The organism is Pseudomonas sp. HB05 (assembly GCF_016756915.1).
In the GTDB taxonomy this organism is placed as follows: domain Bacteria; phylum Pseudomonadota; class Gammaproteobacteria; order Pseudomonadales; family Pseudomonadaceae; genus Aquipseudomonas; species Aquipseudomonas alvandae.
Window position 1 is genome coordinate 393901 of sequence record NZ_JAESPG010000001.1, and the last position, 17574, is coordinate 411474.

At 61.6% G+C, this 17574-nt stretch carries 17 protein-coding genes and 1 other RNA gene; 9 read left to right on the forward strand and 9 right to left on the reverse strand.

The genetic code is table 11. The features are described 5' to 3' along the window. Positions 1 to 301 precede the first annotated feature (301 nt). Positions 302 to 907, forward strand: coding sequence for an energy transducer TonB (locus tag JMN22_RS01785; protein WP_198797514.1), 606 nt, complete (start codon positions 302 to 304; stop codon positions 905 to 907). Between the two features lie 131 nt (positions 908 to 1038). Here the strand turns inward: JMN22_RS01785 and JMN22_RS01790 are convergent, their stop codons facing one another. Beyond that, positions 1039 to 2016 (reverse strand): NADPH:quinone oxidoreductase family protein, encoded by a 978-nt coding sequence (locus JMN22_RS01790; RefSeq protein WP_198797513.1) that lies wholly within the window; start codon positions 2014 to 2016, stop codon positions 1039 to 1041. A gap of 150 nt (positions 2017 to 2166) precedes the next feature. Here JMN22_RS01790 and JMN22_RS01795 point away from each other — a divergent pair, with 150 nt between their 5' ends. Beyond that, positions 2167 to 2583, forward strand: a complete 417-nt coding sequence (locus JMN22_RS01795; RefSeq protein WP_030138132.1) for a flagellar basal body-associated protein FliL — start codon at positions 2167 to 2169, stop codon at positions 2581 to 2583. Positions 2584 to 2650: 67 nt separating this feature from the next. On the opposite strand, the gene JMN22_RS01800 is transcribed toward JMN22_RS01795, so the two are convergent. The 4 genes from JMN22_RS01800 to JMN22_RS01815 form a co-directional block, all read right to left on the reverse strand. Beyond that, on the reverse strand, positions 2651 to 3769 hold the full coding sequence (locus JMN22_RS01800) for an ABC transporter permease (RefSeq protein ID WP_198797512.1): 1119 nt from the start codon (positions 3767 to 3769) through the stop codon (positions 2651 to 2653). Then, a complete protein-coding gene (gene rbbA, locus JMN22_RS01805) occupies positions 3769 to 6492 on the reverse strand; it encodes a ribosome-associated ATPase/putative transporter RbbA (protein WP_198797511.1) in 2724 nt (907 codons plus the stop codon). The genes JMN22_RS01800 and rbbA overlap by 1 nt, the downstream gene beginning before the upstream one ends. Next, positions 6489 to 7454: an HlyD family secretion protein gene (locus JMN22_RS01810; protein WP_030138129.1), complete on the reverse strand. Its 966-nt coding sequence runs from the start codon at positions 7452 to 7454 to the stop codon at positions 6489 to 6491. The genes rbbA and JMN22_RS01810 overlap by 4 nt, the downstream gene beginning before the upstream one ends. Positions 7455 to 7535: 81 nt before the next feature. Then, the gene (locus JMN22_RS01815; protein WP_030138128.1) at positions 7536 to 7985 is read right to left on the reverse strand and encodes an EVE domain-containing protein; all 450 of its coding nucleotides are present in this window, start codon (positions 7983 to 7985) and stop codon (positions 7536 to 7538) included. A 195-nt stretch (positions 7986 to 8180) separates the two neighbouring features. Here JMN22_RS01815 and JMN22_RS01820 point away from each other — a divergent pair, with 195 nt between their 5' ends. After that, complete coding sequence (locus JMN22_RS01820) at positions 8181 to 8327, forward strand: hypothetical protein (protein ID WP_085987032.1); 147 nt, start codon at positions 8181 to 8183, stop codon at positions 8325 to 8327. A gap of 35 nt (positions 8328 to 8362) precedes the next feature. On the opposite strand, the gene JMN22_RS01825 is transcribed toward JMN22_RS01820, so the two are convergent. From JMN22_RS01825 to JMN22_RS01840, 4 genes are all read right to left on the reverse strand, one after another. Continuing rightward, entirely contained in the window at positions 8363 to 8968 is a 606-nt protein-coding gene (locus tag JMN22_RS01825; RefSeq protein WP_198797510.1) for a 5-formyltetrahydrofolate cyclo-ligase, read from the reverse strand. A 117-nt stretch (positions 8969 to 9085) separates the two neighbouring features. After that, a non-coding RNA gene (ssrS, locus tag JMN22_RS01830) (6S RNA) lies at positions 9086 to 9265 on the reverse strand. A gap of 30 nt (positions 9266 to 9295) precedes the next feature. Then, complete coding sequence (locus tag JMN22_RS01835) at positions 9296 to 9613, reverse strand: cell division protein ZapA (protein ID WP_030138126.1); 318 nt, start codon at positions 9611 to 9613, stop codon at positions 9296 to 9298. Then, positions 9610 to 9819 (reverse strand): TIGR02449 family protein, encoded by a 210-nt coding sequence (locus JMN22_RS01840; RefSeq protein ID WP_030138125.1) that lies wholly within the window; start codon positions 9817 to 9819, stop codon positions 9610 to 9612. The genes JMN22_RS01835 and JMN22_RS01840 overlap by 4 nt, the downstream gene beginning before the upstream one ends. 129 nt (positions 9820 to 9948) lie before the next feature. Between JMN22_RS01840 and JMN22_RS01845 the strand changes: the two genes are divergently transcribed. The 6 genes from JMN22_RS01845 to JMN22_RS01870 all read left to right on the forward strand — a co-directional run bounded on the left by JMN22_RS01845 (position 9949) and on the right by JMN22_RS01870 (position 17418). Beyond that, positions 9949 to 10503: a YecA/YgfB family protein gene (locus JMN22_RS01845; protein WP_030138124.1), complete on the forward strand. Its 555-nt coding sequence runs from the start codon at positions 9949 to 9951 to the stop codon at positions 10501 to 10503. Positions 10504 to 10530: 27 nt separating this feature from the next. Continuing rightward, positions 10531 to 11865 carry a Xaa-Pro aminopeptidase gene (gene pepP, locus JMN22_RS01850; protein ID WP_198797509.1) on the forward strand — a complete coding sequence of 445 codons (1335 nt, stop codon included), beginning with the start codon at positions 10531 to 10533 and terminating at the stop codon, positions 11863 to 11865. Beyond that, complete coding sequence (gene ubiH, locus JMN22_RS01855; RefSeq protein ID WP_198797508.1) at positions 11862 to 13049, forward strand: 2-octaprenyl-6-methoxyphenyl hydroxylase; 1188 nt, start codon at positions 11862 to 11864, stop codon at positions 13047 to 13049. The genes pepP and ubiH overlap by 4 nt, the downstream gene beginning before the upstream one ends. Positions 13050 to 13110: 61 nt before the next feature. Beyond that, positions 13111 to 14328 (forward strand): 2-octaprenyl-3-methyl-6-methoxy-1,4-benzoquinol hydroxylase, encoded by a 1218-nt coding sequence (locus JMN22_RS01860; RefSeq protein WP_198797544.1) that lies wholly within the window; start codon positions 13111 to 13113, stop codon positions 14326 to 14328. A 222-nt stretch (positions 14329 to 14550) separates the two neighbouring features. Beyond that, a complete protein-coding gene (locus tag JMN22_RS01865; RefSeq protein WP_198797507.1) occupies positions 14551 to 15555 on the forward strand; it encodes an extracellular solute-binding protein in 1005 nt (334 codons plus the stop codon). A gap of 246 nt (positions 15556 to 15801) precedes the next feature. After that, the gene (locus tag JMN22_RS01870) at positions 15802 to 17418 is read left to right on the forward strand and encodes an ABC transporter permease (protein ID WP_198797506.1); all 1617 of its coding nucleotides are present in this window, start codon (positions 15802 to 15804) and stop codon (positions 17416 to 17418) included. The last annotated feature ends 156 nt before the right edge of the window (positions 17419 to 17574 follow it).

Sequence of the window (17574 nt, forward strand, 5' to 3'; positions counted from 1 at the left end):
CTCCAGGTTTTTATTGTGGTGGCGGATGCGAATGTTACAGTTTCGTTACCGAAAATAGCATCGCTCGTTGTCGCATAAAAAGCGGAAATTTCGATAGGCCATGTTCTTAAGTGAACATGTCGCGTGCGCATAAACTGACGGCGCTGTAGGAATCGTCGCAGTGGCATCTCCCGGCAGCTTTACATGACAAGAAACAGGGAAACGTCCTTCAATCGAATGGGAAGCGTCGCCATTCAATCCACGAGACACCGCCCTTACCCTTTACGTTTGTCGGTTCAGGCATTCAAACAAGGGGTCGGGTATGAGGTGGTGCGCTGTGACGTTGTGGCTGTGTCTGGCTGGCGCGAGTTGGGCGGGGGAAAGGGTGCTGGTGCCGGAGAACAATCCCAAGCCGGAGTATCCGACAGCTCTGAACCGGGCCGGGATCATGGGCGCGGTCAAGGCCAGTTTCACCGTACACACCGATGGTCGTGTGGATGAGATCACGATCCTGCACAGCGACCATCCGGAGTTTACCGAAGCGGTTCGAGGGGCGCTGGTTGAATGGCGTTTCCAGCCTTGGACGGCGGATGACGAACATTCCGCCCAAGTACGCGTCGTGGCGCCGTTCGAGTTTCGCCTGGATGACACGCCGATCGATGCCAATAAATGGATCAAGACCTGGCGATGCTCGGACATCAACGCCTATGCCAGCGACCGATTGCAGGTGCGGGACCTGCTCCCGTTCCATTACACGCGCAGCTACCTGTCCAATGTCTTCTTCGTCAGGCAGCTACCGGAAGCCGAGCGCCTGGCGCTGATCGCCCGGTTCAACCGGCTGCTGCCCTCGATCGTACAGCGCTGCGGAAGGTTTCCCGCGACGCGGTATATGAGGATGTTGCCGAAGGAGATTCGGGAGTTGCTTTAGAAATGGGCGGTAAATATCTACCGCCAAATCGGTTTGAATTTGTGGTTGGCAGGAATTACGGCGCGGTCATTGGAAAGAAAAAGGCCAGAACCCTCTATCAATGGCTCTGGCCTTTTTTAATCGGTACGGGTTCAGCGAACTTGCACAACTACCTTGCCCACAGCCTTGCGCTGCCCCAGGTCGTTGATCGCCTGCGCCGCGTTGTCCAGCGGATAAACCTGGGACACCAGCGGCTTGAGCTTGCCTTCGGCGAACCAGCCGAACAGTTGCTGGAAGTTGGCCGCGTTGTCCTGGGGCTGGCGCTGGGCGAAGGATCCCCAGAACACGCCGACCACCGAGGCGCCCTTGAGCAAGGCCAGGTTTACTGGCAGTTCGGGGATGCGGCCGCTGGCGAAACCGACCACCAGCAGACGGCCGTTCCAGGCGATAGCGCGCACGGCCTGGTCGAACAGGTCGCCGCCCACCGGGTCGTAGATCACGTCGGCGCCCCGGCCGTCGGTGAGGCGCTTGATTTCGTCCTTGAGGCTGGTTTCGGTGTAGTTGATCAGCTCGTCGGCGCCGGCGGTCTTGGCCACGGCAAGTTTTTCCGCGCTGCTGGCGGCGGCGATCACGCGAGCGCCCATGGCTTTGCCGATTTCCACTGCCGCCAGACCGACGCCGCCGGAAGCGCCAAGCACCAACAAGGTTTCACCGGGCTGGAGGTTGGCCCGCTGCTTGAGGGCGTGCATCGACGTGCCATAGGTCATGCTGAAAGCGGCAGCCGTGTTGAAATCCATGGACGAAGGAATCGGCAATACGTTGTAGGCCACAACCGCCACCTGTTCGGCGAAGCTGCCCCAGCCGGTCAGTGCCATGACCCGGTCACCTGTTTTCAGGTGGCTGACCTTTTCGCCTACTTCACGGACCACGCCCGCCGCTTCGCCACCCGGGGAAAACGGGAAGGGCGGCTTGAACTGGTATTTGCCCTCGATGATCAGCGTGTCAGGAAAATTCACCCCGGCGGCGTGCACATCCAGCAGCACTTCGTTCTTTTTCACGACGGGGCTGGCGACGTCTTCCAGCACCAGCGATTCGGCGGGACCGAATTCTTTGCACAGCACGGCTTTCATCAGGGCTATTCCTTTGGGAGTGATGGCCGATAAGTGTAGGTGTGAGAGTCAATGGGTCAACGAGCATGTCCCGCCCTGATAGCTGGCCATAAGCTTGTGCTTGGACGGCGGGTCGGTATGCTGGGCCGCAAACCGGATGAGGAGTCGAATGTGAAAGCGTGGATCATGTTGATGCTGGCCCTGTCGCTGCCAGCGGCAGTGATGGCCGAAGAGGGCAAGGAAGCCAAGGAAGGCGAGGCGCCGAAAGTCAGTTACATCACCCTGAGCCCTCCCTTCGTGGGGAATTATGGGCTGGACGGTACAGCCAAACTGAAGGTCTACAAGGCCGACGTCGCCCTGCGCGTAACCGGTGACGCCGCCGCTGCAGCGGTGAAGGCTAACGAGCCGTTGATTCGCAACCAGTTGGTGGCGCTGTTCGCCCAGCAGACGACCGAGACGATGAACAACCTCGAGGCCAAGGAGAAGCTGCGTCAGGAAGCGTTGAAGCAAACCCAGCAAGTGATGAATGACGAGACCGGCAAGCCGATGGTTGAGGATTTGTTGTTCAATAACCTGATCATTCAATAAGCCGCCTCGATCGCAGCCTTGGGCCGTGCCCGGATCTCCTGGCGCTGGCCAAGGCTGCTTTTTTTCGTCAAGACGCCAGGCTTTTCCGAAACCGGGCCAGGGCGATTGCAAAGAACAAAAGCCCGATGATCGCCAGCGCCAGCAGGTCCGGCCAAATCACGCCAGGGCCGGCATCTCGGAACAGGATCGCCGCGCTGAGGCTGACGAAATGCGTCGACGGCGAGCCCTGCATCACCCATTGCAACCACTGCGGCATGCTGTCCAGCGGCGTACTGCCGCCTGACAACAGCAGCATTGGGATGATGACCGGGATCGCCAGCAAGCCGAATTGCGGCGTCGAACGGGCCAGGGTGGCGAGGAAGATGCCCAGCGATGTGCTGGCGAACAGATAGAGTGCGGTCACCAGCAGGAAGAGCACCATGGAGCCAGCAAGCGGTACTCCCAGTGCGAATTTGACGATGATTTCCAGCGATGCCCAGGTGCACAGCACCACCACCAGCAGGTTGCTCCAGATTTTCGCCAGCATGATTTCCAATGCCGTCAGCGGCAGCACCAGCAAATGGTCGAGAGTGCCATGCTCACGTTCGCGTAGCAGCGCGGTCCCGGTGAGAATGATGGCCAGGATGGTGATGTTGTTGACGATCTGGATCACCGCCAGGAACCAGCCACCTTCAAGGTTGGTATTGAACAGCGAGCGGGTGGTCAGCCTCACGGGCGTTCGCTCGCTCGTTTCTGCCTGACCGGCGTAGGCCGCCAATTCCTGCTGGAAAATCCGCCCGATGTAGCCGGCACCCATGAACGCCTGGCTCATGGCCGTGGCGTCGACGTTGAGTTGCAGGGTTGGTTCGCGTCCTGCGACCAGGTCGGCCTGGAAGTTGGCGGGCACGTTGATGACGAAGGTGAAGCGGCCACTGTCCATGACCTTGTCCAGGTCGGCATAGGGCAAGGCCACCGGGCTCTGGAATTCCGGAGGCTGCAGGACCTGGGCCAGTTCACGCGAGAGTTGGCTCTGGTCTTCGTCCACTATGGCGACACTGGCATGGTGGACGCCGACCACTGAACCGGCGGCCGGCATGTAGATCGCCACCGTGAAGGCGTAGCCCAGGAACAGCAGCAGGACGGAGTCATAGCGCAGGCTGGTCAGTTCCTTTAGCCCGAGACGCCAGATATGTGAAAGCGTGTGCATCAGGCCTCCTGCTTTTTCAGCATGATCAGGCTGAGTCCGGTGAAACCGAGGAAAAAACCGCATAACGCCAGGCATTGTGGCCAGAGCTGGCGCAGGTCCAGGGCCTTGGTGAAGGTACCGACGGCGATATCCAGGAAGTACCCGGCGGGAAACAACTGGCCCATCACCGAGGCTGCACCTTCCAGGGACGAGCGCGGCACGATCAGTCCGGAAAACTGAATGGTCGGCAGGCTGGTGATAATCATGGTGCCGAGGATCGCCGCGATCTGGGTGCGTGTGAATGCCGAGATCAGCAGCCCCATGCTGGTGGTCGCCAGTACATAGAGCAGGCCGCCCAACGCCAGCGTCACGCCGCTGCCCTTGAATGGCACGCCGAACAGCCAGCGGTTCATGGCAGTCAGCAGGGCCAGGTTAATCAGGCTGACGACCAGGTAGGGAACCTGTTTACCTAGCAGGAATTCCAGTCGGGTCAGCGGCGTGGCATAGAAATTGGTGATCGAACCCAGTTCCTTCTCCCGCACGATACCCAGCGCAGTCAACATGGCAGGAATGAATGCCAGGATCAGCGCCATGACCCCGGGGCCGATAGCGTTGACGCTGACCACGTCCTGGTTATAACGAAAGCGCGTCTCCAGCGTCGCGCCGGGTTGCCGGGCCAGCGCGCGACTGCTCGATTCAGCCAATTGCTCAAGGTTAGCCGCGTGGACGGCCTGGACATAGTTGCGACTGGTCTCGGCCCGAAACGGTATGCCGCCATCCAGCCAGGCGCCCACGGTTGGCTGACGGCCAGCGTAAAGGTCACGGCCGAAACCGGGTGGTATTTCCAGGGCGAGCTTGATCTCGGAGCGCTGCAAGCGTCGGTGCAGCTCCTTTGCGTCACGGATGATTGGCTGCTCCTCGAAGTAGCGTGAGCTGCGGAACGCTTCCAGGTACGTGCGACTTTGCGGGCTCTGGTCTTGGTCATACACAGCGAAGGCCAGTTTTTCTACATCGAGGGAAATACCGAAGCCGAAGACCACCATCATGAACAGGGCCCCCAGCAGGGCGAAGGCCATCCGTACTTTGTCGCGCAGCAGCTCCTTACCTTCACGGCTGGCGACAGCCCATAGGCGACCTAGGCTCAAGCCGCGCTGGTCCCGGGGTGTGTCGGCGCTGTCGAGGGCCACTGGGGCGGGGTCCTGCTGCGTCTCGCCCTGGGCTCTTTCCAGGCAAGTGACAAACGCGGCTTCCAGCGTCGGGCCGTTGAATTGCGCCTGTAAAGCCGTCGGCGTATCACAGGCCAATACTTTGCCGGCGTGCATCAATGAAATGCGGTCACAGCGCTGGGCCTCGTTCATGAAGTGCGTGGAAAGGAAAATCGTCACGCCCTGCTCGCGAGACAGCTCGACCAATAGCCGCCAGAAATCATCCCGCGCCGCCGGATCGACACCTGAGGTCGGCTCATCGAGGATCAGGACTTCCGGGCGATGCAACACCGCCACCGCCAGGGACAAACGCTGGCGAAGGCCCAGTGGCAGCGCGCCGGAAGGTTGGTCCGCCAGCGCCCGGAGATTGAAGCGCTGGATCAACTCATCGATGCGCTGGCGACTGTCCGCCGTGGGCAGGTCGAACAGCTTCGCGTGCAGCGTCAGGTTCTGGCGCACGCTCAGTTCGCCGTACAGCGAAAAGCTCTGGGACATGAAACCCACTCGCTTGCGGGTGGCCAGGTCCTTGGCGTCGACCGGGTTGCCCAGCAGCTTGGCACTGCCTTCGCTGGCGGGGATCAGCCCGGTCAGCACCTTCATGGTGGTGGTCTTGCCGCAACCGTTGGAGCCCAGGAACCCAAAGATTTCACCGCGGCCAATCGCGAAGCTGACGTTATCGACGGCAGTAAAATCGCCGAAGCGCAAGGTGAGGTCGTGGGCTTGGATGGCAATGTCGGTGGTGTTGGCGTTCCTCGCAGGGATCAGCAACGGTTCGGTGTCGCGACCACGGTTGCCCTGGAAGTGGGTGAAAGCCGAGTCGAGCTTGCCATCCGGGGTGATCTTTGCCAGCTCTGCGCTCAAGCCCTTGGCGATCAAGCGACCGTTGTCGAGCATCAGGCAATGTTCGAATTGTTCGGCCTCTTCCATGTACGCCGTGGCGACCAGCAGGGTCAGTTGCGGCCGTTGTCGGCGCACGCCTTCTATCAGTTCCCAGAAGCGCCGCCGGGACAGCGGGTCCACGCCGGTGGTGGGTTCGTCGAGAATCAGCAGGTCCGGTTCATGGATCAGCGCGCAACACAGGCCGAGCTTCTGTTTCATGCCGCCGGACAGTTTGCCCGCCGGACGGTCGGCAAAAAGTTGCAGGTCGGTGGCCAGTAGCAAGGTATTCATGCGTTGGTCGCATTCGGTCCGCGATAACCCGAACAGCGTGCCGAAAAACCGAATGTTCTCGCGTATCGACAGATCAGGGTAAAGGTTGCCTCCCAGCCCTTGAGGCATGAAGGCAATGCGTCGATAGAGCGTATTGCGATGGCGTCGATCATTGATCGATGCACCCAGCACGTCCAGTTTGCCGTGCTGAAGTTTTTTTACCCCGGCGATCAACCCCAGCAGGCTTGACTTGCCTGCGCCGTCCGGGCCGATCAGGCCGCAGCGAGTGCCGGCGGGCAGGCTAAAGGTGATATCGCTCAACGCCGCGTGCTGGCCGTAGCGATGCTCAATGCCCGAGGCGTGCAATGCTTCGCTGGGGGCGATGCTCATTGCAAGTTGGCCGGCCAATCAATGGGGGCGGTTCGCACATAGCCGGCGCCGGGCATGCCGGGTTTGGCCTGGGGCACTTCGCCGGGACGGGTCAGGCGCACTTTGACGCGGAATACCAGTTTCTGGCGTTCATCGCGGGTTTCGACTTCTTTCGGGGTGAACTGGGACTTGGCCGCGACGAAACTGACCTTCGCCGGCAGCGGTCGCTCGGGCAGGGCGTCCAGCAGCAGTCGTGCCTCATCGCCCACTGCCAGTTTCCCGACCACCGACGCCGGCAGGTAGAGGTTCATGTATTGATCGTTCGGGTCGATCATCAACAATACTCGACCGCCGGCGCCCAGCACTTCACCGGGCTCGGCCAGGCGCAACTGGATCACGCCGTCGAGCGGTGCCCGCAACGTGCTGTCATCTATTTCGCTGGTGAGCTGGGCCACTTGGGCCAGGGTCGCGCCGATGGCCGCATTGGCGGCCGATTCCTGGGCCCGGGCGGCGTTGACCGCTGCATTGGCGGTGTCGACGCGGGCTTGCTGCTGATCGATGACCTGGCCGCTGGCGTAACCGCGCTTGAACAGTTCCTGGGTTCGCTTGAGTTCCTGATGGGCGAGCAATTGTTCGCTCTGGCGAAACTGTACATTGGCCTGGGTGGCGGCCAGATTTTGCCGGGCACGTAAGACTTCGGCCTCGGCCTGGTTGCGCTGGGCCTCCAGGGTCCGGGTGTCCATGCGTGCCAGCACTTGGCCCTTGATGACGCTGTCGCCCTCATCGACATGGACTTCGGCCAGGCGCCCGGGCGTCTTGCTGGCGATCTGGACTTCGGTGGCCTCGAGGCGACCGTTGCCCAGGCTCAAACCGTCCGGCAGGCGATCATGGCGCGACTTCCAGTAGCCGAAACCGCCGGCAGCCAGCAACACAGCCATCAAGGCGAGGGCAAAAAAGCGAGAGGTACGATGGTTCGTCGACATGTCCGGCATCCTGCTGCTGTAGCGTCGAAGTCTGCAGCATCAATAACCGGCTCAGCTTGATGTCCATCAACTCATCGCTAGTCAGCGCAGCGCAAGCACCGCCGCCCACTGTTCGGCTGTCACCGGCATCACCGACAGCCGCGAGCCTTTCTGTACCAGCGGCATCTCGGCAAGGGCGGCCTGCTGTTTTAGGTAGTCGAGCTTGAGTACGCGTGGGAACGTCTCGATATGGGCGACATCGATCGCAGTCCAAGGATTTTTTTCCGGGCTGGCCTTGGGGTCGAAATAGTGGCTGTCAGGCTCCAGGGCAGTAGGGTCTGGGTAGGCAGCCTGGATGATTTTGCCGATCCCGGCGATGCCTGGCTCGGGACAGCTGGAATGGTAGAAAAAGAACGTATCGCCCACCGCCATGGCCCGCAGGAAATTGCGCGCCTGATAGTTGCGAACGCCGTCCCAGCGCGCTTGGCCGAGCTTTTCCAAGCCCTGGATGGACAATTCGTCGGGCTCGGATTTCATCAGCCAATGGGCCATGATTTCTACTCCTGGGCGATGTGGAAAAAAATAGTTCAGCGATTTTATGACAAACCGACAGTCGGTTGACGCCAGAGTTTGCGTGTGGGTCCGGGTTGCCGCAAAATGCCGGCCTTCCAAGCTTGACGCTGCTGCACGGCCAATAAGAAAACCGCTGCTGTCATCGTGTGTGATATGCCTTGAGGGGGGCAATCGATGAAACGCAAACCGGATTTGTTGTGGATACTGGTCATTCTGTTTGGCCTGGGTGTCGTGACCACGGGTTACGCCCAAAGCCTTTGGGCCAACAAGACCGATGCGCCGGTGGAAATCACCCAGCCCGCACAATCGCTCAAGCGCTGAGCCCGCTTTCCAGGGGCCGCTGATCACCGCGGCGTCTATCCCGCGATATACCATCGCTTGTCGCTGACCGTTCCTTGCAGCGGCACGTCCCAGCTTGCCTGTGCCAATCGTTCGACTTTCTGGCATTCATGGGCCAGCCCCAACAGCGTCGGCTTGCGCCACTGTCTACGTCGTGCCAGGTACGCCAGGCTGCGGTCATAAAAGCCGCCGCCCATGCCCAGTCGACCTCCGGCGTCATCGAATCCCACCAACGGCAACAACACCAGGTCCAGGGCCCAGACCTTGCGCTGCCGGGCGATGTTCTGGCGCGGTTCCGGGATACGAAAGCGGTTGGGCTGCATTTTTTCGCCGGCGTGAATGCGCTGGAACACCATCTTGGTCTGCGGCCAGGGGCTCAGTACCGGCAAGTAGGTCGACTTGCCTCGACGCTGGGCCGCGCGCAGCAGCAGGCGCGGGTCGATCTCGCCGTCGTTGGGCAGGTAAAGCGCAATGTGCTTCGCGCGGCGAAACAGTGGATGCTGGGCCAGTTGCCTGTAGAGCCCGCGGGCCGCTTCCCGCTGCTGGGCCGGCGTCAGGGCACGACGGGCCTGGCGCAGCAGGCGTCGGAGTTGCGGGCGAGGCAGCAGCGCAGGTTCTGTCATATCGAGGCTTCACGAGGCGGTGTCATCACCACAGCGTAACCGCAAATGATCAGGCCAGAAATGGCGAAAGCAGAAACGACAATGCCAGTCATGATGACTGGCATTGTGTCGAGAATCAGGCTCCCCGGATGAACCGCTGTCGGCTTAGCCCTTGAACCCGAAAGTTCAAGGTGGAAGTTGCAGGAGGCGTTAAGGCTTTCCGTCAAGCGGACATGCACACCGGCCCCAACGTGCAACCCCCGTGGTTGTGCGTATCGGCTCAGGGACATCACCAACTGGCAAGCACCCCAGGGAGTGTCGCAAGTATACCCCAGGCAGCCTCGCGAATCAGCCCTTGCTGACGTCCGGATCAGTGGCCAGTACCAAATCCACCCGTTCCAGCAGGTCGCGCACCTGTTCGCGGGTCGAGCCGCTGACCTGTAGGTCGGGCGTATCCTGGCGGTGTAGCAGGTCGTGAGTGATGTTCAAGGCGGCCATCACGGCGATGCGGTCGGCGCCGATGACTTTGCCGCTGCTGCGGATCTCGCGCATCTTGCCGTCCAGGTAACGGGCGGCGCTCACCAGGTTGCTGCGCTCTTCCTGGGGGCAGATGATCGAATATTCTTTATCGAGGATCTGCACGGTGACGCTATTGCTTGAACTCATGAGTCTTGCTCCAGGGCCTTGAGGCGCGAAATCATCGATTCGACCTTACGCCGGGCGATTTCGTTTTTTTCAATGAGGTGCGCGCGTTCCTCGCGCCAGGTTTTTTCCTGAGCTAATAAGAGTCCGTTTTGGCTCTTAAGTTGCTCGACCCGTTCAATTAGCAGCTCGAGTCTGGCCATCAGCGCTTGCAGGTCGGTATCTTCCATTGTGTCCACTGAGGATTGTGTCTGATGGGGAATAAGGGTCGCACAGCCTTTAATGGTCTTGGCGAGTCTGTCGATGTAGGATACAAGGCCTCCATTCTAGACATAGCGCCGTCTGGCGCCTAGCTGCCCATGCCCATTCAGAATTCCCCGTATCAAGCATTCGCCACCCTGCTGAGCACCAGCGGTCATCCTGTCTCGCCTGCCGAACTGCATGGCTTGCTGCTCGGTCGCAGCTGTGCCGGCGCCGGTTTCGACGCCGATGGCTGGCTGGCCGACGCCGCCGAGATGCTCGAAGGCGAGCCTGCCGACAACGTGCGCAACGCGCTCATCGGCCTGCAGGAAATGGTCAAGGGTGAGTTGACCAGCGATGACATGACCGTCGTCCTGCTCCTGCCGACCGACGATGCGCCGTTGAGCGAACGCGCCGCCGCGCTGGGCCAGTGGTGCCAGGGCTTCCTCGCCGGTTTCGGCCTGACCCGCCGCGAATACACCCTGAGCGATGAAGCCAAGGAAGTGCTGCAAGACCTGGCGGCCATCTCTCAGGTCCAGGATGCCCTGGAAGAATCCGACGACGGCGAAAGCGACTATATGGAAGTGATGGAATATCTTCGGGTCGCGCCACTGCTACTGTTTACCGAGACCAAGAAAACCGCTGAGCCGGCTGCCAAGCCATCCTTGCACTGATCGCTTGAAAGGGAACACCGTCTGCCCATGATTCATATCCCGAAATCGGAATACAGTCGTCGCCGCAAGGCCTTGATGGCGCAGATGGAACCCAACAGCATCGCAATCCTGCCCGCCGCCGCCGTTGCTATCCGCAACCGCGACGTCGAGCATGTCTATCGCCAGGACAGCGATTTCCAGTACCTCAGCGGCTTTCCCGAGCCGCAGGCGGTCATTGTGCTGATGCCCGGCCGGGCCCATGGCGAGTACGTCCTCTTCTGCCGCGAACGCAACGCCGAGCGTGAGCTATGGGATGGACTGCGCGCCGGCCAGGAGGGCGCAATTCGAGACTACGGCGCCGACGACGCATTTCCCATCACCGATATCGACGACATCCTGCCGGGCCTGATCGAAGGTCGCGACCGGGTGTACTCGGCCATGGGCAGCAACCCTGAATTCGACCGGCACCTGATGGAGTGGATCAATGTGATCCGTTCCAAGGCCAACCTCGGCGCCCAGCCGCCGAACGAATTCGTTGCCCTGGATCATCTGCTTCACGACATGCGCCTGTATAAATCGGCAGCGGAAGTGAAAGTGATGCGCGAAGCGGCCCGGATTTCGACCCAGGCGCATATACGGGCGATGCAGGCGGCTCGGCCCGGGCTGTATGAGTTCAGCCTGGAAGCCGAGCTCGATTACGAATTCCGCAAGGGCGGCGCAAAAATGCCGGCCTACGGCTCCATCGTCGCGGCGGGGCGCAACAGCTGCATCCTGCACTACCAGCAGAACGACGCGCTGCTCAAGGACGGCGACCTGGTGTTGATCGATGCCGGTTGTGAGATCGATTGCTACGCCAGCGACATCACCCGTACCTGGCCGGTCAGCGGCAAGTTTTCGCCCGAGCAGAAGGCGATCTACGAAGTGGTGCTGGCCGCCCAGGAAGCGGCGTTCGCTGAAGTCGCGCCGGATAAACACTGGAACCAGGCCCATGAAGCGACGGTCCGGGTCATCACCGAAGGGTTGGTGCGCCTGGGCTTGCTTGAGGGCGACGTGGATGAGCTGATTGCCAGCGAAGCCTACCGGGCGTTCTACATGCATCGCGCCGGCCATTGGCTGGGCATGGATGTGCATGATGTGGGCGAATACCGCGTCGGTGGCGAATGGCGCGTATTGGAAGCAGGCATGACGTTGACGGTGGAGCCGGGAATTTATATCTCGCCGGACAACCGCAACGTAGCGAAAAAATGGCGCGGCATTGGCGTGCGCATCGAGGATGACGTGGTAGTGACCAAGACCGGTTGTGAAATCCTGACCCGTGGCTTGCCCAGGACGGTCGCCGATATCGAGGCCCTGATGGCCGCTGCACGGACCCAGGCGGCATGAGCCGGGTCAATGTGGCAATCGTCGGCGGCGGCCTGGTCGGCGCGAGCCTTGCGCTGGCGTTGCAGGCCGGTGCAAAGGCGCGGGGCTGGAAGATCATGCTGATCGAGCCCTTTGCACCTGGCGACACCTGGCAGCCGAGCTATGACGCGCGGTCCTCGGCGCTTTCATTCGGCGCCCGGCAGATCTATCAACGCTTGGGCCTGTGGCAGGAGATTTCCCGCCGCGCCGAGCCGATCAAGCAGATCCACGTGTCCGATCGCGGGCGGTTTTCCACGGCGCGGCTGTCCGCGATGGAAGAGGGCGTGCCGGCCCTCGGCTATGTCGTGGAAAACGCTTGGCTCGGCCAGTGCCTGTGGCAGGGCTTGGATCCGGAGGTCGTCAGTTGGCGCTGTCCGGCGCAGGTCACTCGGATGGAGCCGCAAGTCGAGGGTTATCGCCTGACCCTCGACGACGAAACCGTCCTCGAGTGCGACCTGGCGGTGCTTGCCGACGGCGGTCGTTCCGGCCTGCGGGAGCAGTTGGGGGTCGGTGTGCGCAACCGACCTTATGACCAGAGCGCGTTGATCGCCAACATCACGCCGGGCGAAGCCCATAACGGCATGGCGTTCGAACGGTTTACCGATGACGGTCCGATGGCCCTGTTGCCGCTCCCGGAGAATCGCTGTGCGTTGGTCTGGACCCGGCAGGGGATGGATGCGCAACGCCTGGCGGCATTGGACGAGCGCAGCTTCCTCAGTGAACTGCAGGAGGTGTTTGGCTATCGGTTGGGCGCGCTCAAGCAGGTCGGCGCGCGGCATCTTTACCCCTTGGCGCTGGTGGAGGCTGAAGAACAGGTCCGTCCGCACTTGGTGATCCTGGGCAATGCCGCCCATAGCCTGCATCCGATCGCCGGACAGGGGTTCAACTTGTCCCTGCGCGATGCGCAAGCCCTGGCCGATGCCTTGCTGGAAAGCGACAGCACGCCTGGCGATTTCGCCGTGCTGCAGGCCTATCGTGAGCGCCAGCGGATGGATCAGGCCCTGACCGTGGGATTCTCGGACCAGGTGACACGCTTGTTCGCCAGCGATCTGCCGTTGGTGTCCGTGGGACGCAATCTGGGCCTGTTGGGCCTTGATCTGTTGCCGCCGGCCAAACGCTGGTTCGCTCGCCAGGCCATGGGCCTGGGAACCCGTCCCGATGCGTGAGCCGGGGTATTTTTTTCACGGGCGGCTCATGTCGCCAGCTACACAGGCTTAAAGCATGGAATTGCGTGCAGATCTGCTGATTGTCGGCGCCGGTATGGTCGGCAGCGCCCTGGCGCTGGCGTTGCAGGGCAGTGGCCTGCAAGTGCTGTTGCTCGACGGCAGCCCGATGAGCGTCAAGCCCTTTGATCCACAGGCGGCGTTCGAGCCGAGGGTCAGCGCCTTGTCGGCGGCCAGCCAGCGGATTCTCGAACGCCTTGGCGTCTGGGACGGCATCACCGGACGGCGCGCCAGCCTGTATACCGACATGCACGTCTGGGATGGCAGCGGCACCGGGCAGATTCATTTTTCTGCCGCCAGCCTGCATGCCGAAGTGCTGGGGCATATCGTCGAGAACCGCGTCGTTCAGGATGCCTTGCTGGACAGGTTGCATGACTGCGACCTGGGCTTGCTGGCCAGTGCGCGCCTGGAGCAGATGCGCCGCTCCGGTGATGACTGGCTGTTGACCCTCGCTGACGGCCGAACCTTGCGGGCACCGCTGGTGATTGCCGCCGACGGCGCGAATTCTGCCGTGCGCCGCTTGACCGGTGTCGCTACGCGCGAATGGGATTATCTGCACCACGCCGTCGTGACCAGCGTGCGCACCGCCAAGCCCCATCGATTGACGGCCTGGCAACGTTTTACCGACAACGGCCCGCTGGCCTTCCTGCCGCTTGCGCGCGACGGCCAGCAGGATTGGTGTTCCATCGTCTGGTCCACGACCCCCGGCGAGGCGCAGCGCCTGATGGCGCTCGATGACGCAGCGTTCCGCGACGAACTGGAACGTGCTTTCGAAGGTCAGCTCGGCACGGTTCTCGCTGTCGACCCGCGCCTGTGCGTGCCGCTGCGCCAACGCCACGCCAAGCGCTACGTGGCCGAAGGGCTCGCACTGATTGGCGACGCGGCCCATACGATCCATCCGTTGGCCGGGCAGGGGGTGAACCTCGGCTTCCTCGACGCCGCCGTGCTGGCTGAAGTGCTGTTGCAAGCGGCCGGACGCGGCGAGCGCTTGGCGGACGTGAAGGTATTGAGCCGCTACGAGCGGCGACGCATGCCTCACAACCTGGCGTTGATGGCGGCGATGGAGGGGTTCGAACGGTTGTTCCAGGCCGATCCGCTGCCGGTTCGCTGGTTGCGTAACACCGGGCTGAAACTGGTGGATCGCCTGCCTGAGGCCAAGGCGCTGTTCGTGCGCGAGGCGCTCGGGTTGATTGGGGATTTGCCGGATTTGGCCAAGGCCTGAGAGGTGGGTTGGGCTCATGGCCTCATCGCGAGCAGGCTCGCTCCCACAGGGTTATGTGAAAGCAGGTCAATGTGGGAGCGAGCCTGCTCGCGATGAGGCCGGAACAGCCACCTCGACCCCACCGCTGCAACATTTGGAAACGTGTCTGCCCACTGTCCGATTGTGGTGCTAAATGTGAGTCCTTATCATTTGCGCTCCGTTCACAATCGAGAGACCGCTACCATGTTGGCCACAAAACGCCTGCTGTCCGCCCTCGCCTTGGCCCTGATTGGCACTTCCGCTGCCCAGGCCGCCGATGAGGTGGTGGTCTACTCCTCGCGCATCGATGAATTGATCAAACCGGTTTTCGATGCGTACACCAAGAAGACCGGCGTAGCGGTAAAGTTCATTACCGACAAGGAAGCGCCCCTGATGCAGCGGATCAAGGCCGAAGGTGCGAACGCCACCGCCGACCTGCTGCTCACCGTGGACGCCGGCAACCTTTGGCAAGCCGAGCAGATGGGGATCCTCCAGCCCTTCACCTCGCCGGTCATAGACGCCAACATCCCGCCTCAATATCGTGCGTCCTCCCACGCCTGGACCGGCTTGAGCCTGCGGGCGCGGACCATCGTCTATTCCACTGACCGGGTCAAACCGGGCGAGTTGACCACTTATGAGGCCCTGGCGGGCAAGGAATGGGAAGGCCGCTTGTGCCTGCGGACGTCGAAGAAGGTCTACAACCAGTCCCTGACCGCGACCCTGATCGAAACCCACGGGGCGGAAAAAACCGAGGAAATCCTCAAGGGTTGGGTCAAGAACCTGTCTACCGACGTGTTCTCCGACGACACTGCGCTGCTTGAAGCGATCAATGCCGGCCAGTGTGATGTCGGTATCGTCAACACCTACTACTATGGCCGCCTGCACCAGCAGAAGCCGGACTTGAAGGTCAAGCTGTTCTGGCCGAACCAGGCCGATCGGGGCGTGCACATCAACCTTTCGGGCATTGGCTTGACCAAGCATGCGCCGCACCCGGAGGCCGCGAAGAAGCTGGTGGAATGGATGACCACGCCTGAAGCGCAAAACATCTTTGCCGACGTGAACCAGGAATTCCCGGCGAACCCGAAAGTGGAGCCTTCCAAGGAAGTTGCCGCCTGGGGCAAGTTCAAGGCCGATACGTTGCCGGTGGAAGTCGCGGGTAAGCGCCAGGCCGAAGCCATCCGCATGATGGATCGTGCTGGTTGGAATTAACACCTGTGGGAGGGAGCTTGCTCCCACCGGGCCTGTAGGAGCTGGCAGGGACTGGTCGGAGTTGGTAGGAGCTGGTAGGAGCTGTCGAGTGGAACGAGGCTGCGATCTTTCCCCAGACACTTGAATCTCAAACGAAAGATCAAAAGATCAAAAGATCGTCCGAACGCGGCCCGAGCCTTCGCCAGCTCCTACAGAGCCAGCGGGAGCAAGCTCCCTTGCCACGTGACCATTTAACGAGAGTTTTCCTTGGCCCACCCCGCCCAACGCCGCTGGTATCCCCTGGTCTTCGCCGTCACTGCGTTGGTCCTGCTGCCCTTGAGTGTGCTGCTGCTGTCCTGGCAAAGCATCGATCAGCAGATCTGGTCCCATCTGTGGGAAACCCAGATGCCGCGCCTGTTGGGTAATACCTTGACGCTGATCCTTGGCGTGGGCATCGGCGTGACGCTGTTGGGCGTCAGCCTGGCCTGGCTCACCAGTCTTTGCGAGTTTCCCGGCCGACGCTGGCTCGACTGGGCGTTGATGCTGCCGTTCGCGATTCCTGCCTATGTCCTGGCATTTGTATTCGTTGGCCTGCTGGATTTTGCCGGCCCCGTACAGACGCTGCTGCGTGAATGGTTCGGCAGCGGCCTGCGCCTGCCCCGGGTGCGTTCCACTGGCGGGGTGATCCTGGTTCTGGTCCTGGTGTTCTACCCCTATGTCTATCTGCTCGCCCGAAGTGCTTTCCTGGCCCAGGGCAAAGGACTGATGGAAGCGGCCCGGGCGCTGGGGCAGTCGCCATGGCAAGCGTTCTGGCGTGTGGCGTTGCCGATGGCGCGGCCGGCAATCGGCGCGGGCGTAGCGCTGGCCTTGATGGAGACCCTGGCGGACTTCGGCGCGGTGTCGGTGTTCAATTTCGACACGTTCACCACGGCGATCTACAAGACCTGGTACGGCTTTTTCAGCCTCTCCAGTGCGGCCCAACTGGCAAGTCTCCTGCTGTTGGCGGTGATGGTGGTGCTCTACGGTGAGCGCCGAGCCCGGGGTGCCCAGCGAGCCGGCAACGAGCGACCTCGGGTCAAGGCGCTTTACCCCCTGCAAGGGCTCAAGGCGCTGGCCGCCAGCGGTTGGTGTTTCCTGGTGTTTGCCTGCGCTTTTGTCATTCCGGTGCTGCAACTGGTGGTGTGGTTCTGGCAGCGCGGTCGTTTTGACCTGGACGAGCGTTATGCCGGGCTGATCGTCCATACCCTTTATCTGGGCGGCTTGGCTGCGCTGGTTACCGTATGCGTCGCCTTGCTGCTGGCCTTTGCCCGACGACTGGCGCCGACCCGCGCCATCCGCGCCGGTGTCGGTCTGGCGAACTTGGGCTATGCGTTGCCGGGCTCGGTGCTGGCGGTCTCGATCATGCTTGCGTTCAGCTATCTGGACCGTGAGTGGGTCATTCCGCTGTCGAGCCTGTTCGGCGGTGCGGGCAAACCGCTGCTGCTGGGCAGTCTTTCGGCTCTGGTGTTGGCGTACCTGGTGCGTTTCCTGGCGGTGGCCTACGGTCCATTGGAAAGCAGCCTGGCGCGCATTCGTCCGTCCTTGCCCGAGGCCGCCCGAAGCCTCGGCGTCAGTGGACCGCGATTGTTTTTCAAGGTGTATCTGCCATTGCTGTTGCCGGGCACCCTGAGTGCGGCGCTGCTGGTATTCGTCGATGTGCTCAAGGAAATGCCCGCGACCTTGCTGATGCGCCCGTTCGGTTGGGACACCCTGGCGGTGCGGATCTTTGAAATGACCAGTGAGGGAGAATGGGCCAGGGCAGCGTTGCCGGCGTTGACGCTGGTGCTGGTGGGGCTGTTACCGGTCATCGGATTGATACGACGTTCGGCCCATCGAAACCCCTAGCAGGCGATCTCAATTATTGAGCGTCCTCCTAGGTGCCAGTCCTACATCATGCGGATACAATGCGCGGCATTCGGTGCGGTCCGTCTGTCGGACCGGGTAGCTGGGAGCGTCAGAAAACTCTTCTTTTCAGATGCTCGTGCTGTGCAGTGCCCGTCC

Bases quoted from the DNA above. Each gene is read 5' to 3' on its own strand.
- ubiH (WP_198797508.1), top strand. From the start codon at position 11,862: ATGAGCCGGGTCAATGTGGCAATCGTCGGCGGCGGCCTGGTCGGCGCG.
- JMN22_RS01840 (WP_030138125.1), bottom strand. From the start codon at position 9,819: ATGGAAGATACCGACCTGCAAGCGCTGATGGCCAGACTCGAGCTGCTA.
- JMN22_RS01790 (WP_198797513.1), bottom strand. From the start codon at position 2,016: ATGAAAGCCGTGCTGTGCAAAGAATTCGGTCCCGCCGAATCGCTGGTG.
- JMN22_RS01820 (WP_085987032.1), top strand. From the start codon at position 8,181: ATGAAACGCAAACCGGATTTGTTGTGGATACTGGTCATTCTGTTTGGC.
- JMN22_RS01815 (WP_030138128.1), bottom strand. From the start codon at position 7,985: ATGGCCCATTGGCTGATGAAATCCGAGCCCGACGAATTGTCCATCCAG.
- JMN22_RS01810 (WP_030138129.1), bottom strand. From the start codon at position 7,454: ATGTCGACGAACCATCGTACCTCTCGCTTTTTTGCCCTCGCCTTGATG.
- JMN22_RS01785 (WP_198797514.1), top strand. From the start codon at position 302: ATGAGGTGGTGCGCTGTGACGTTGTGGCTGTGTCTGGCTGGCGCGAGT.
- JMN22_RS01825 (WP_198797510.1), bottom strand. From the start codon at position 8,968: ATGACAGAACCTGCGCTGCTGCCTCGCCCGCAACTCCGACGCCTGCTG.
- pepP (WP_198797509.1), top strand. From the start codon at position 10,531: ATGATTCATATCCCGAAATCGGAATACAGTCGTCGCCGCAAGGCCTTG.
- JMN22_RS01800 (WP_198797512.1), bottom strand. From the start codon at position 3,769: ATGCACACGCTTTCACATATCTGGCGTCTCGGGCTAAAGGAACTGACC.
- rbbA (WP_198797511.1), bottom strand. From the start codon at position 6,492: ATGAGCATCGCCCCCAGCGAAGCATTGCACGCCTCGGGCATTGAGCAT.
- JMN22_RS01835 (WP_030138126.1), bottom strand. From the start codon at position 9,613: ATGAGTTCAAGCAATAGCGTCACCGTGCAGATCCTCGATAAAGAATAT.
- JMN22_RS01845 (WP_030138124.1), top strand. From the start codon at position 9,949: ATGCCCATTCAGAATTCCCCGTATCAAGCATTCGCCACCCTGCTGAGC.
- JMN22_RS01865 (WP_198797507.1), top strand. From the start codon at position 14,551: ATGTTGGCCACAAAACGCCTGCTGTCCGCCCTCGCCTTGGCCCTGATT.